8 protein-coding genes are annotated in these 14,000 nt (G+C 67.5%); 3 read left to right on the top strand and 5 right to left on the bottom strand.

Annotated elements, in window-relative coordinates:
- Positions 1-119: 119 nt before the first annotated feature.
- The 3 genes from QE385_RS09090 to QE385_RS09080 are packed head-to-tail and all read right to left on the bottom strand — an operon-like array spanning position 120 to position 2,859.
- Positions 120-890: a Crp/Fnr family transcriptional regulator gene (locus QE385_RS09090; RefSeq protein ID WP_307101082.1), complete on the bottom strand. Its 771-nt coding sequence runs from the start codon at positions 888-890 to the stop codon at positions 120-122.
- Complete coding sequence (locus QE385_RS09085; protein ID WP_307101080.1) at positions 887-1,267, bottom strand: response regulator; 381 nt, start codon at positions 1,265-1,267, stop codon at positions 887-889. The genes QE385_RS09090 and QE385_RS09085 overlap by 4 nt, the downstream gene beginning before the upstream one ends.
- Positions 1,264-2,859, bottom strand: coding sequence for a sensor histidine kinase (locus QE385_RS09080; protein ID WP_307101078.1), 1,596 nt, complete (start codon positions 2,857-2,859; stop codon positions 1,264-1,266). Before QE385_RS09080 ends, QE385_RS09085 begins: the two co-directional genes overlap by 4 nt.
- A gap of 134 nt (positions 2,860-2,993) precedes the next feature.
- On the opposite strand from QE385_RS09080, the gene QE385_RS09075 reads away from it, so the two are divergent.
- Together QE385_RS09075 and QE385_RS09070 are read left to right on the top strand one after the other, a co-directional pair.
- Entirely contained in the window at positions 2,994-5,462 is a 2,469-nt protein-coding gene (locus QE385_RS09075; RefSeq protein ID WP_307101076.1) for a DUF3772 domain-containing protein, read from the top strand.
- A gap of 107 nt (positions 5,463-5,569) precedes the next feature.
- Positions 5,570-7,999: a TonB-dependent receptor gene (locus QE385_RS09070; protein WP_307101074.1), complete on the top strand. Its 2,430-nt coding sequence runs from the start codon at positions 5,570-5,572 to the stop codon at positions 7,997-7,999.
- Positions 8,000-8,367: 368 nt separating this feature from the next.
- On the opposite strand, the gene QE385_RS09065 is transcribed toward QE385_RS09070, so the two are convergent.
- Both QE385_RS09065 and QE385_RS09060 read right to left on the bottom strand, forming a co-directional pair.
- Positions 8,368-9,723 (bottom strand): HAMP domain-containing sensor histidine kinase, encoded by a 1,356-nt coding sequence (locus QE385_RS09065; RefSeq protein ID WP_307101073.1) that lies wholly within the window; start codon positions 9,721-9,723, stop codon positions 8,368-8,370.
- Positions 9,720-10,400: a response regulator transcription factor gene (locus QE385_RS09060; RefSeq protein ID WP_307101071.1), complete on the bottom strand. Its 681-nt coding sequence runs from the start codon at positions 10,398-10,400 to the stop codon at positions 9,720-9,722. The genes QE385_RS09065 and QE385_RS09060 overlap by 4 nt, the downstream gene beginning before the upstream one ends.
- 218 nt (positions 10,401-10,618) lie before the next feature.
- Between QE385_RS09060 and QE385_RS09055 the strand changes: the two genes are divergently transcribed.
- Complete coding sequence (locus tag QE385_RS09055; protein WP_307101069.1) at positions 10,619-13,981, top strand: M10 family metallopeptidase C-terminal domain-containing protein; 3,363 nt, start codon at positions 10,619-10,621, stop codon at positions 13,979-13,981.
- The last annotated feature ends 19 nt before the right edge of the window (positions 13,982-14,000 follow it).

The raw sequence follows: 14,000 nt of genomic DNA, 5'->3' as shown, positions 1-14,000 counted from the left end.
GAGGCGTGCATGTCAGCTTGACGAAAGGTTGATGACATTCCGGTGAAACGCGGTGAGTGGATCACCAAGCGATCACTTCCCGGTCATTTCGCCGCAGTCCGGCGCAGCGGCGATCCGCCCTATGGCGTCGGCTTCTGCGCGGAATGGGGGGGGGCGCTGACCTGGGGGGAGATCCGGCCGATGGTGCGCGCGGTGCGGTCGGGGTCGCGCAGCAGGATGCGGCCCGATTTCCACATCAGCTCGCCGTCGCGCCGCGCCTGTTGGATCATGCGATTGACATGGACCGGGGTCAGGCCGAGCGCATCGGCCAGCATCTCCTGGGTCAGCGGCATCTCGAAACTGCCGCCCACGGTCAGCCCCGCCAGCGACAGCCGCTCGTAGATTTCCAGGAGGAAGTCGCCGATCCGCTCCTGCGCATTCAGGCGGCCGAGCTGGACGACATGGCCGAGCAGATAGGCCTCCTCCAGCGCCTCGCCGATGGCATAGGCCTGGGCCAGTCCCGATCCGGGCGGCGCGGCGGGGGCGGGGCAGACCACGCATTCGGTGATCGCGACGACGGTGGCCGAGGCGAGGGGCATGGGATGATGCGCGCGCCCGATCACGTCGCCGGGCAGATAGAAGCTCATGAACTGCCGCCGCCCGTCGGGCAGGATGCGAACCCGCGCCGCCCAGCCCTGGAGCAGCAGCATCGGCTCGGCGACCGGGCGTCCGATCGTCAGGAAGGTGTGGCGGACCGGATAGCTGGTGGGATCGGCGGCGGCGCGGCGGAGCAGGGCCAGATCGGCTTCATCCAGCGGGGTGAGCGCCGACAATCGGCGGAGCGCCGCCGTCGACAGCGTGTCTTCGGGGGGCGGGATCATCGCTTCGGCGCGAAGGGAGGTCGAAGTCATGCGCATCCTTTGTCGGGTATCAGCGCCCCGATCGCGCGGATGACGCGATCGGCGTGGAACGGCTTGGCGACGATCGACGCGGACCGATAGGGGGCGGGGAGCGCCCATTCGTCATAGCCGGTGAGAAAGGCCCAGGGCACGTCGCGCGCCGACAGCCGGTCGGCGATGGCGAAGGCGCGCGATCCGGCCAGGTTGACGTCGAGCACGGCGGCGTCGAGCGCCTCGTTCTCGGCGAGCGCCAGCCCCTGTTCGAGGGTCGCGACCGGGCCGATCACGATCGCATCCGCCGCACGCAACGCCCGCTCCAGGTCGCGGGCGATGAAATATTCGTCCTCGACCACGAGGATCCGTTTTTCGGCGAGTGGCGAATGGCTCATCCCTCGGCGCTCCGGTTCGATAGCCCGGCATCGTCGCCCGGCAAAGGCAGCGACATCACACACAGGACACCGCCGCCGCGAAATTCCAGACTGGTCCGCGCGCCCAGCCCATAGGGCAGCGCCTCGCGGATCAGCTCGGTCCCGAATCCCTGGCGTACAGGCGGGACCGGCATCGCTGGTACACCTGTTTCATCCCATTTTACAATCAGTTCGCATTTACAATCTGATTTGGGTTCGATTTTCCATGTAATCGACAGCCGCCCGCCCGCATGGCGCAGCGCCCCGTATTTGAGCGCGTTGGTCGTCAATTCGTGGATCGCGAGCCCGACCGACTCGGCGGTATCGGCGGCCAGCGCCACATCCGGCCCCCCGATCGAGAGCCGCTCGTCCTCGATCGCGCCGACGCCCAGCAGCTCGTCGCGGATCAGGTTTTCCAGGTCGACCCGGCCCGACCGCGTCTGCGTCGCCACCACCTGGGTGCGCGCCAGCGAGTCGAGGCGGCCGCGGAAATGGTCCGAAATCTCGTCGATCGGGCCGCCGCTCTCGACCGTGCGGGTGAAGATCGAACGGACGATGGTCAGGATGTTGCGCACCCGGTGCTGCAATTCGGCGACCAGCGTCTCCTGCCGTTCGCGCAGGCGGCGCAGGTCGTCGATATCGGTCGAGGTGCCGAACCATTCGACGATCGCGCCATGATCGTCATGGACCGGGGTCGCGCGCGTCTTGAACCAGCGATAGCGCCCGATCTGTCCCTGACGCAGCCGCCCCTCCATCGCCAGGTCGCCGCGATCGCTGGCCTCGGCCCAGAAGCGCCGCGCCGCCTCGCGGTCGTCGGGATGGACCGCGACCAGCCAGCCATGGCCCAGGCTCTCCTCGACCGACAGGCCGGTCATCGCGACCCATTGCGGGCTGGCCCAGGTCCATTGCCCATCGCGCGTCGCGGTCCAGACCAGTTGCGGAATCCCGCCGATCAGGGTCAGCAGCCGCCGCTGGCTGGCGCGCGAGGCGACCTCGGCGCGCTTGCGCAGCAGCGCCTGGACGATGGCGGGGGCCAGTTCCTCGGCGATGGCGCGCTCGCGCTCGGTAAAGCCGGTGGGGTGGTTGCCCAGCGCGAACATCGCGAAGGTCTCGCCGTCGCGGCGCAGCGGCACCCCCAGGAAATTGTGGAGCGCCGGATGCCCGTCGGGCAGGCCGACCCGCGACGGATGGCTGGTCGGGTCGTTCACGATCAGGCTGCGGTCCTGCAGGATGACCTGTCCAAAAATACCGTGGATCTTCATGCCGTTAGGCAATTGCCGCTGGCTGAAATCGGGATCGTCGCCGGTATAGGAGCGCCAGCCGCGTTCGCTGATCGCGATATGGTCCAGCCGGTCGTGCGAGGTGCGACGCTCGCCGAAGAAGCTGAACGCCGCGCCGGTCAGGTCCTCGGCCACCTCCAGGCACAGGCGGCCCAGTTCCTCCTCGGTCGAGGCGCGCAACGCTTCCTGGAGGATGCGGTTGATCCCGGCCAGCACATGCGCGTCACGCGACATCGATCCCGGCGGCGAGGCCGGTGGCCATGCATGTCCGTCGAGAGGGGCCAGATCGGTCATCGTCCAAAAAATCCTGAATGTCCCGAACGATCCCGGCCGGGCTGGGCTCCCCGGTACACACGATTTCGGAGCAAGTGGCAAATGCGGGGAGGGGGAGCTATGACCCGGCCCGTCTGCAACTGCTGGCCCTGTCCATGTCCCGTCCGATGCTGTCCCTTCGCTTCGTCATCCGGCCCGTCGCGATCCTCGCGGCGATGCTGACGATGATCGCCATGCCGGCGCTGGCGGCGCCGGTCGCCGCGCAGGGCGACCCGATGACGGTGGCGACGGCGCGCATCGTCCAGGCCGAACAGGATGTTCGCGCGGTCGACCAGGGGCTCGACGCGCAGCTCGACGACGACGCCCGCCAGGACCTGCGCGACAAGGCGCAGGGCGCGCAGGACGCGACGACCCAGGCGGTGAACGCGCTGACCGAGCAGCTGGCGCTGGTCAATGCCCGGATCACCGGGCTGGGCGCGGTGACGCCGGGCGAGGTCGAGGCGCCCGAGCTGCGCGCCCAGCGCAAGAGCCTGAACGCGCTGCGCTCGACCCTGGATGCCGCGATCAAGCGCGGACGGCTGGCCGGAGTCGAGGCGGGGCAGCTGATCGACGAGATCGACCGCAGCAAGGCCGAACAGTTCAGCCAGAAACTGTCCTCCAAGGTGCCGTCGCCGCTCAGCCCCAGCTTCTGGAAGGTCGTGCTGGACCAGACGCCGCGCGACCTGCGCCGGGTCGCGCTGTTCCTGCAACAGGGGCATGAACAGATTGCGCGCCAGTGGCGCGGCGGCATCCCCTGGCATGCGATGCTGGGCTTCGCGCTCGCCGTCATCCTGCTCGGCCCCGTCCGGCTGGGCGCCCACCGGCTGGCGCAGCGAAGGCTGATCGCGGAGGCCCCGCCCAGCCGGGTGCGGCGTTCGGCCAACACCTTCTGGCGGGTCGCTGTGGGGACGCTGTGCCCGCTGATGGCGGCGTTCGTGTTCGTGCAGGGGCTGCGCTGGTCGGGGCTGTTGCCGGAACGCTGGACCGGGCTGCTCGACGGGTTCGTCTTCGCCTCGGGCGTGGCGGGGTTCACCGCGGCGGTGACGGGGGCGATCCTGATGCGCAGCCAGCCGTCCTGGCGGATCGCGCCGATCGACGACGAGACCGCCAACCGCCTGCGTCCGCTGTCCTGGTTGCTGACGCTGATGACCTTCACCACCGCGATGGTCGCGTCGTTCGAGGGCGCGATCGGCAGCAGCCGCAGCGCGGTGATCGCGACCCAGGCGGTCGAGGCGCTGCTCCACCTGATGCTGATCGCGGCGACGCTGGTGGTGCTGGGACGGCTGCGCGCCGCGCGTGCCGAACGCGAGGACAGCACCAGCGCGGGGGTCAGCGCGGGGTTGAGCGTCGTCACGCTGCTCGCCTGGATCGCGGTGGCGGTCGCCGGGCTGGCCCTGGCCATCGGCTATATCTGGTTCAGCTGGTTCGTCGCGGTGATGATCGGCTGGACCGTGCTGCTCGGCTCGGCCTTGTACCTGATGCTGGTCGCCGCCGACGACATCGCCACCAGCGTCTTCGTGCGCGATAGCAAGGTCGGCGTCACCCTGACCCGCGCGCTGGGCGTGCGCGGCAGCATGGTCGACCAGTTCGGCCTGGCCCTGTCGGGCATCCTGCGGCTGGTGTTGGTGCTGGTGGCGCTGGGCGTGCTGCTGCGGCCGTTCGGGGCGAGCGGCGATCCGGGGGCGATCTTCGATCAGCTGGCGCTGTTCACCGACGGGATCAAGGTCGGCAATGTCTGGATTTCGCCGGGGGCGATCCTGCGCGGGCTGGCGGTGCTGTTCATCGGGCTCGGGCTGGTGCGCGTCTTCATGCGCTGGCTGGAGCATCGTTACCTGCCCGCGACCGACCTCGACGGATCGGGGCGCAATTCGGTCAGCCTGGTCGCGCGCTATATCGGCATCGCGCTGGCGGTGATCTGGGCGCTGGCGTCGCTGGGTATCGGGGTGGAGCGGATCGCGCTGCTGCTGTCTGCGCTGTCGGTCGGCATCGGTTTCGGCCTTCAGGCGATCACCCAGAATTTCGTCTCGGGCCTGATCCTGCTGGCCGAGCGGCCGATCAAGATCGGCGACCTGATCCGCGTCGGCACCGACGAGGGCGACGTCAAGCGGATCAGCGTGCGGTCGACCGAGATCGAGCTGGCCGACCATTCCACCCTGATCGTCCCCAATTCCGAGCTCATTACCAAGTCGGTGCTCAACAAGACGCTGGCCGGGCCGCTGGGGCGGATTCAGATCCAGTTCTCGGTCCCGATCGAGGAGGATGCGGATGCGGTCCGCGCCATCGTGCTCGACTGTTTCGCGGCCGAGGCGGCGGTGCTGGCCGACCCGGCGCCCAAGGCCTTTATCGATTCGATCGTCGATGGGCGCATCCATTTCAACTGCTTCGCCCATGTCGACAGTCCGCGTGCGGCCTATGGCACGCGCAGCGCGGTGCTCTTCGCGCTGCTGGCGGCGCTCCGGGCCCGGGGGATCGAGATCGGCACCCTGCCGCAGAAGATGGAACTGGTCCGCCATGGCGGAACGGCGGCCCCGCCCGCCCCGCCCACGCCGTCACGGCCCGGTCCAGATGAAACGAAAATGAATTGAGGAAGTATGGGCCGGTCATGAAAAGGTAACACCAGCTTCGCGGAGCATCCCTATCCGCGCGGCCAGCGACGACCGGAAGGTCGGTCGGGGGATAGGGATAAGATAGCATGAAGACCGATTTCATTCGCGCGACGCTGCTGGGCGGCACCGCGTTCCTGGCGATGGCGGCCGCACCCGCCTTTGCCGCCGACACCAAGCCCGCCGATCCGGCGCCCGCGGCCAAGCCCGCCGATCCCGCCCCCGCGGCGGCGGCCGATCCGGCGGACGAGCCGGGCCAGCTGAAGGAAATCGTGGTCACCGCCACCAAGCGCGAGACCAGCCTCCAGAAGACGCCGATCGCCATCTCGGTCCTCGACCCGACCGTCCTGAAGGACCGTCACGTCCAGAGCCTGCTCGACCTGGCCGACGGCACCGTGCCGTCGCTCCGCGTCGCCACCTTCGAGGCGCGCCAGTCGGCGCTGACCGTCGGTATCCGTGGCATCGTCCCCTTCGACCAGAACCAGACCGCGCGCGACACCGGCGTCGGCGTCTATATCGACGGCGTGTATCTGGGCCGTTCGCAGGGCCTGAACGCCGCGCTGTTCGACATCGAGCGCGTCGAGGTGCTGCGCGGGCCGCAGGGCACGCTGTTCGGCCGCAACACCGAGGGCGGCGCGCTGTCGATCGTCACCGCCAAGCCGACCGGCAAGTTCGGCGGCGCGGTGACCGCCGGCATCGGCAATTACGGCGCCTATAACAGCGCGGTGCACCTGAACCTGCCCGAGTGGCACAACATCTCGATCAAGCTGGACGGCGTGCTCCAGCACCAGAACGCGTTCGTGACCAACCCGCTGCCCGGCGCCGCCGGCTGGGGCTATTTCAACCGCGTCGGCGGTCATGCCGCCGCGCTGTGGAAGCCGGTCGACGGCTTCTCGGTCGAGCTGTCCTACGATCAGGCCAAGGACCAGAACACGCCCTTCTACAGCCAACTGGTCAACTACAACCCCAAGGGCCTGCCGGTCGCGACGATCGCGCAGATCAACGCCAATGGCGGCAAGCTGCCCTCGGGCACCATCGCGCCGCTGTCGCCGCTGGTCGTGGTGTCGGGCGACAACCGCATGAAGGCCGCCGATATCGGCGTGCCGCAGGCGCTGAGCACCGACCGCACGCACGGCTTCTCGGCCAAGCTGAACTATGACGTCATGCCGGGCCTGGAGCTGCGCTCGATCACCGCATGGCGCGGCGTCGACACCGACCAGTGGGACAATTCGGGCGGCGCGCACCGCACCGTCTTCCTGCCGAACGGCAAGTTCAGCCGTTACAGCCTGTCGTTCATGCAGCAGCACCAGTTCAGCCAGGAATTCCAGGCGGTGGGCAGCCTGCCGCAGTTCGATTACGTCGCGGGCCTCTATTACTTCACCGAGAATGCGCGTGAAGTCGCCGCGACCCCGTCGACCAATCAGTGGAATGCCGACGGCTCGGGCTACACCATCCTGTCGCAGACCGCGCTGGGCACCATCACCTCGGGCAACCAGGGCTGGGCGCCGGGTTCGTTCTTCCTCCAGCGCGGCAGCTTCGCGCGTGCCTATAGCTATGCCGCCTTCGCGCAGGGCACCTATACCCCGGCGGGCTTCGATGCGTTCCACCTGACGGTCGGCGGTCGCTATACCCACGACAAGCGCAACGGCACGCTGTATCTGGTGCAGGGCAAGTCGACCAACTTCCCCTTCACCTTCGACAACAACCGGTTCGATCCGATGGTGACGGCGGCGTTCGACGCCTGCGACACGATCCATCTCTATGCCAAATATTCGACCGGCTACCGCGCGGGCGGCGCGAATGCGCGGTCGCAGACCTTCACCGCCTTCGGCCCCGAAGCCGTGAAGTCCTATGAGATCGGGTCGAAGATGGACCTGTTCCAGCACCGCGTCCGCCTGAACCTGGCCGGTTACATCATGGACCGCACGGGCACGCAGATCGACTTCGACAATGTCGACACCAACCCGTCGAGCCCGACCTACAACCTGCACACCGAGGAGACCCGCAACGCGCCGGGCACCTCCAAGATTCGCGGGATCGAGGCGGACCTGACCACCAACCCGGTCGAGGGCATGACGGTCGGTGCGTCCTATGCGTACACCTACACCAAGGTTCCCGCGACGCCGAACCCGTTCCTGAACAACGCGCTGACCCAGGTCTTCGTGGTGTTCACGCCGCGCAACGCCGCCTCGGCCTATGTCGATTACGAGGTGCCGCTGGCGGGTTCGGAGGCCAAGGTCCGCTTCCACCTGGACGGCAACTATGCCGACCCGGTCTATAGCTTCCAGAACGAGACGACGCGCACCGACAAGAGCTTCGTGATGAACGGCCGCATCGCGCTGGCCGATCTGCCGCTGACCGAGAACGGCACCAAGATGACCGTGTCGCTGTGGAGCCGCAACCTCCTCAACAACACCTATATCTACCGCCGTTCGGCCGCGAATGCGGCGACGCTGGGCGATTATGCCAACTTCAACCCGCCGCGCACCATCGGCCTGGAGGGCACGGTTCGCTTCTGATCCGTTCGATACCCTTACCCTCGACTATGGGGCCGTCCTTCGGGGCGGCCCTTTTTTTGGAAGTACGGCAAGGCCGATCGACATTCAGCGACACCTTTCCGTCCCTCGCCCCTCGCACAGGGGAGAGGGTTGCGCGGACTTGGCCTTTGCGAGAGCAAAGGCTTAGTCGGAGCTGGGTGAGGGGTGGGCGCTCGCCAAGCGAGCGCGCGAGCCTTTGGCTCGCTCGACCCCTCACCCAAGCTGCGCTAGCCAGCAGGCTGGCAAGCTTCGCTAACCCTCTCCCCTGTCCAGGGGAGAGGGGAAGAAGAAGCCATCGTGAATGTCGCTCCGCCCTAGCGGCACCGGCCCGCGAGTTTCCAGGTGCACTCTCAGGCGATGGGCAGCCACATCGACACGACCAGCCCCGGTCCGGCATCGCCCAGCTCCAGCCGCCCGCGATGCAGCCGCGCAATGGCATCGACCAGCGGCAGGCCCAGGCCATGTCCCGCCTGCACCCGCGAACCGTCCAGCCGCCCGAAGCGCCGCAGCGCCAGCGCCCGGTCCTCGGGGCGAATGCCGGGGCCGTCATCGGCGATGCGCAGCACCGGGCCGGGGTCCAGCCGGACGCGGATCGTGCCATGGGGTGCGCCATATTTGATCGCATTGCCGATCAGGTTGACCATCGCCTGGATCAGCAGCTGCCGGTCGCCGACGAAGCCCGCCGGGCGCGCGGCGATCTCGACCGTCAGCCTGTGCCCGGCTTCCTCGGCGACCGGGATCATCATCGTCGCGCTATCCTCGACCAGCGCGGCCAGGTCGATCGCGGCGAAGCCCGCCTGGCGGTGGCCCGCCTCGATCTCGGCGATGCGCAGCAGCGCGGCGAACATGGCGAGCAGCGCGTCGCATTGGGCCAGCGCGGCGGTCGCCCGCCCGGCCTGGACGGGGTCGGCGGCGTCCTCGACCATCTCCGCCAGTTGTGCGCGCAGCCGCGCCAACGGGGTGCGCAGGTCGTGGGCGATGTCGTTGGATACGCCGCGCAACCCCTCCATCAACTCGCCGATCCGGTCGAGCATCCGGTTGAAGGCGTCGGCCTGGCGGTCGAACTCGTCCGCCGATCCGGTCACCGGCACGCGGTGGCGGACATTCCCTGCGATGATCGCATCGACGGTGCAGCGCAGATCGCGGATCCGCCGCCCGACCAGCAGCGAAAAGGCCAGCCCCCCGCCCAGCACGATCAGCACGATCGAGCCGAACCCGACCAGATAGATGCGCGTCCGCGTCGCGCGATAGCTGTCGAACGGCTCGGTCTCGACCGCCACGACCAGGCGGCGTCCCTCGCCCGCATCGCGGACCAGCGCGCGGCCATGCGACAGCCCGGCGATGCCGTCATGCTGGCGCAGGTTGGAGCGCCCGATCGGCAGCGCGCGGCTGAGCGTGATGTTGCCGCCCAGCGTATGGCCGTCGGGGCCGAGCAGCGACAGGCCGATATCGCCCGTATCCCGCTGTCGCGACAGGGCGGCGATGCGCGCCAGCAATATGGGGGTGGGAATCACCCCTTCGCCCGGATCGCGCTCCAGCACCAGATCGCCCGCAATGTCGATCCGGCGGTCGACCAGTTCCGCCACCGCGACCCGGCTGGCCGCGAAAATCGATACGCCGGTGCCCAGCGTCGCGACCAGAAACAGCAGCAGGACGCCGATGGTCAGCCCGCGCAGCGACAGCCGCCGGATCGCGCGTTCGATCATGGCCGCATCGAATAGCCGATCCCGCGCACCGTCTCGATCGGGTCGCTGCCGCCCTGTTCGGTCAGCTTGATGCGCAGGCGGCGGATATAGACGTCGACGATGTTCGTCTCCGGCTCGAAATCATAGCCCCAGACCCGCTCGATCAGCATGGCGCGGGTCAGTACCTCGCCCGCATGGCGCGCCAGTTCCGCCAGCAGCTTCAGCTCCAGATTGGCCAGCGTCACCGGCTGTCCGCCGCGCCACGCGCGAAAGCTGGTCGGGCTGACCACGATGTCCCCGGCGCGGATCGTGTCGCTTTCGCTCGTGGTCCAGCGGCGGCCGCGCAGCACTGCGCCCAGCCGCGCGTTCAACTCCTGCGCATCGACCGGCTTGACGACATAATCGTCCGCCCCGGCCTCCAGCCCCTCGACCTTGTCCGAGGCCATCGACAAGGCGGTCAGCATGATGACCGGCACGGTGATCCCGCGCGCGCGCATCGTCTCCACCACCGACAGCCCGTCGAGCCGGGGCATCATCCGGTCGAGGATCACCGCATCATATTGTTCGCGGTCGAGCGCGGCGAGCGCCTGTCGTCCGTCGCCGACATGCTCGACCCGGTGATCCAGCGCATGCAGCGCCCGGACCAGATGGTCCGCATATTCGACATCGTCCTCGACGAGGAGCAGGTGCAGGCTCATTCGAGTCTTTCCAAAAACCAGACGGGCTTTTGCCCTATCGAGCAAAATTGTGCTGGCAAGATCGTCCCGTCCGTATCGCTGTGGAACAGGCGGGACAAAGGCGGCGCGGACTCCGTCATATCGCCGCGCGTCCCCCGCGCGTACGAGCCGGACTAACACAGGCGAACCATGCCCGCCGGGCGGGGCGTCATGGGGCCGCGGGGGGCAACGGGGAAATCATGGCGACGACACCGATCAACGTGGATGGCGACCTGTCCGACTGGAACGCGGCCGACCGCATCGATACCGGGCTGGGCGAGGGCTATTCCATCTATGCCAGGAGCGACGGCAGCGACTTCGTCTTCGCGATGACCGCGCCGATGGCGATCGGGGCCAACACCACCGCCTGGTTCAACACCGACCGCAACGCCGCGACCGGATATCAGGTGTTCGGCTTTGCGGGCGGCGCCGAATATAACGTCAACTTCAACGCCGACGGCACCGTCTCGCTCTATCAGGGCGGGGCGGGCGAGACGCTGGTGATGGCGGGGTTGCAGGCGGCATGGTCGGCGGACCGCAAGACGGTCGAGTTCCGCGTCCCCAAGGCCGCGATCGGCAATCCGCAGGCGATCGACACGCTCTATGACGTGAACGACCAGGTCTTCCTGCCAGGCAATTATTCCGCCAAGCCCTTCACCGTCTTCAACGACACCGGCATCGTCGCCGACCCCTCGCACCGCATCGCCATCGTCTGGTCCGAGACGACGGCCAACGCCTATTTCAGCAAGACCGCCTATTCGCAGCTGTTCATGGCCGCGCAGAGCCAGGCGATGCAGGCGGGCACCCCCTTCGACATCATCACCGAAGACGACCTGACCAACCTGTCGACGCTGGCCAAGTACGACTCGATCGTCTTCCCCTCGTTCCGCAACGTCCAGGCGGACAAGGTGGACGCCATCGCCCACACGCTGGAACAGGCGACCAGGCAGTTCGGCATCGGCCTGATCGCGGCGGGCGAGTTCATGACCAACGCCGCCGACGGCACCGCGCTGGCGGGTGATAGCTATGCGCGGATGAAGCTGCTGTTCGACGCGACCCGCGTGACCGGCGGCTGGCCCGCCGACGTGACGATCAAGGCGGCCGACGCCAATCACAGCGTCCTCGACGGCTATGCCACCGGCGAGACGATCCGCGACTATAAGGGCGTCGGCTGGAACGCCTTCACCAGCGTCAGCGGCACCGGCGAGACGATCGCGACCCAGACCGTGAACGGCCAGGACTATGCCGCCGCCATCGCGACCAAGACCGGCGGCCGCAACGTCATCTTCTCGACCGAAGCGGCGATGGCCGACGACAATCTGCTGCAAAAGGCGATCAGCTATTCGGTGAACGGCTCGGCCAGCACCGGCGGGCTGAAGGTCGGGCTCCAGATGACCCGCGACGCCGGGCTGTTCGCGGCCCGTGTCGACATGGACCAAAGCCAATATTCGGACGAGGTGAAGCCCGAGGACGGCTCGGCCGGCATCTATACCAAGCTGCTGCCCATCCTCGACCAGTGGAAGTCGCTCTATAATTTCGTCGGCAGCTATTACGTCAATATCGGCAACGACCCGGCGCAGCAGCGTTCGACCGACTGGTCGGTCTCCGCGCCGATCTATGCCAGGATGATGGCGGCGGGCAACGAGATCGGGCTGCACAGCTATACCCATCCCGAGGACACCAATGTCCTGACCACCGAACAGATCGCCTATGAGTTCGGGGCCGAGCGCGCCGAGCTGGAAAAGCAGATGAGCGCCTATCTGGGCCGCCAGGTCTCGCTGGGCGGCGCGGCGGTGCCCGGCGCGCCCGAGACGATCGCGACCAGCCAGGAGATCATGAAGCATGTCTCCTATCTGTCGGGCGGCTATACCGGCGTCGGCGCGGGCTATCCCAACGCCTTCGGCTATCAGACGCCGGGCAATGCGGCGGACGGCAAGGTGTATCTGGCGCCCAACACCATGTTCGACTTCTCGCTGATCGAATTCCAGAAGAAGACGGTCGCCGAGGCTGAGGCGGAGTGGGCCAGGGAGCTGGCTTCGCTGACCTCGCATGCCGATGCGCCGGTCATCGTCTGGCCGTGGCATGATTACGGCCCCGCCATGTGGACCGGCGATGCCGCGCAGGCGAGCCCCTATGTCACGTCGATGTTCACCAACTTCATCGCCAAGGCGGCCGCCGCCGGGGTCGAGTTCGTGACGCTGGCCGATCTGGCGAGCCGCATCTCGACCTTCCACAAGGCGTCGATCACGACCAGCGTGTCGGGCGACACGATCACCGCCACCGTGTCCTCGACCGAGGGGCTGGGCACCTTCGCGCTCGACGTCGACGGGCAGAAGGCGGGGCAGGTCATCAAGGGCGTGGCAGGCTGGTACGCCTATGACGCCGACAAGGTGTTCCTGCCCAAGTCGGGCGGCACCTATACCATCACCATGGGCCAGGCGGCGGACGATGTGACCCACATCACCGACCTGCCGATGCGCGCCTCGCTGATCTCGCTGAGCGGCGACGGCCGCGACCTGAGCTTCTCGGTCGAGGGCGAGGGCAAGGTCGTGATCGACCTGAAGGCGCCGGGCACCGACTGGACCACGGTCAAGGGCGCGACCGTGACCAGCCTGGTCGGCGAGATCCTGACGCTCGACATCGGGTCGATCGGCCAGCATGACGTGACCATCGGCCATGTCGCCAATAGCGGCCCGACCATCACTGCGTTCGGCGGCGCCGATACGGCCAGGCTGTCGATCGCCGAGAACGGCACCGCGGTCGCGACGATCACCGCGACCGACGCCGACATCCCGCTGGGCGACAGCGTGCATTATGCCATCGCGCAGGGCGGCGACGGCGCGGCCTTCACCATCGACGCGACGACCGGCGTGCTGAAGTTCGTGAACGCGCCGGATTATGAGAATCCGACCGACGCGAACCACGACAATGTCTATGACGTTACCGTGCTGGCGATCGATTCGAAGGGCGCGGTCGACACCCAGACGCTGTCGGTCGGCGTCACCGACGTGGTGGGCATCACCAAGACGGGCACTATCTTCAACAACACGATCAACGGCACGGGCGAACAGGACGTGCTGGATGGCGGCTGGGGCAATGACGTGTTCAACGGGCTGGGTGGGAACGACAAGCTGGTCGGCGGGCTGGGCAACGACAGGCTCAATGGCGGCGACGGCGACGACCTGCTGATCGGCGGCTGGGGCAAGGACGTCCTGACCGGCGGCGCGGGCAAGGACGTGTTCCGCTTCGAATCGACGATGGACAGCCTGGCCTCGTCGCAGCGCGACGTCATCACCGATTTCCGTTCGGGCGAGGACAAGATCGACCTGTCGGCGATCGATGCCAACATCTCGCTGTTCGCCAGGGGGGATCAGGCCTTCACCCTGCTGACCACGCCGGGGGCCAGGTTCACCGGCGCGGGCCAGCTTCGCTTCAGCTACCAGATGATCGACGGCAAGGAATATACCATCGTCGAGGGCAATACCGACGCGCTCGCGCTGCCCGATTTCTCGATCGCGCTGCTCGGCCATCACACCCTGACCGCGAACGACTTTTATTTATAATTGAAGGCTAAAGTCGCCA

The organism is Sphingomonas sp. SORGH_AS_0950, from assembly GCF_030818415.1.
In the GTDB taxonomy this organism is placed as follows: Bacteria; Pseudomonadota; Alphaproteobacteria; order Sphingomonadales; family Sphingomonadaceae; genus Sphingomonas.
This window is presented reverse-complemented; position numbering and strand designations above follow the sequence as displayed.

Bases quoted from the DNA above. Each gene is read 5' to 3' on its own strand.
- QE385_RS09075 (WP_307101076.1), top strand. From the start codon at position 2,994: ATGTCCCGTCCGATGCTGTCCCTTCGCTTCGTCATCCGGCCCGTCGCG.
- QE385_RS09080 (WP_307101078.1), bottom strand. From the start codon at position 2,859: ATGACCGATCTGGCCCCTCTCGACGGACATGCATGGCCACCGGCCTCG.
- QE385_RS09055 (WP_307101069.1), top strand. From the start codon at position 10,619: ATGGCGACGACACCGATCAACGTGGATGGCGACCTGTCCGACTGGAAC.
- QE385_RS09085 (WP_307101080.1), bottom strand. From the start codon at position 1,267: ATGAGCCATTCGCCACTCGCCGAAAAACGGATCCTCGTGGTCGAGGAC.
- QE385_RS09090 (WP_307101082.1), bottom strand. From the start codon at position 890: ATGACTTCGACCTCCCTTCGCGCCGAAGCGATGATCCCGCCCCCCGAA.
- QE385_RS09070 (WP_307101074.1), top strand. From the start codon at position 5,570: ATGAAGACCGATTTCATTCGCGCGACGCTGCTGGGCGGCACCGCGTTC.
- QE385_RS09065 (WP_307101073.1), bottom strand. From the start codon at position 9,723: ATGATCGAACGCGCGATCCGGCGGCTGTCGCTGCGCGGGCTGACCATC.
- QE385_RS09060 (WP_307101071.1), bottom strand. From the start codon at position 10,400: ATGAGCCTGCACCTGCTCCTCGTCGAGGACGATGTCGAATATGCGGAC.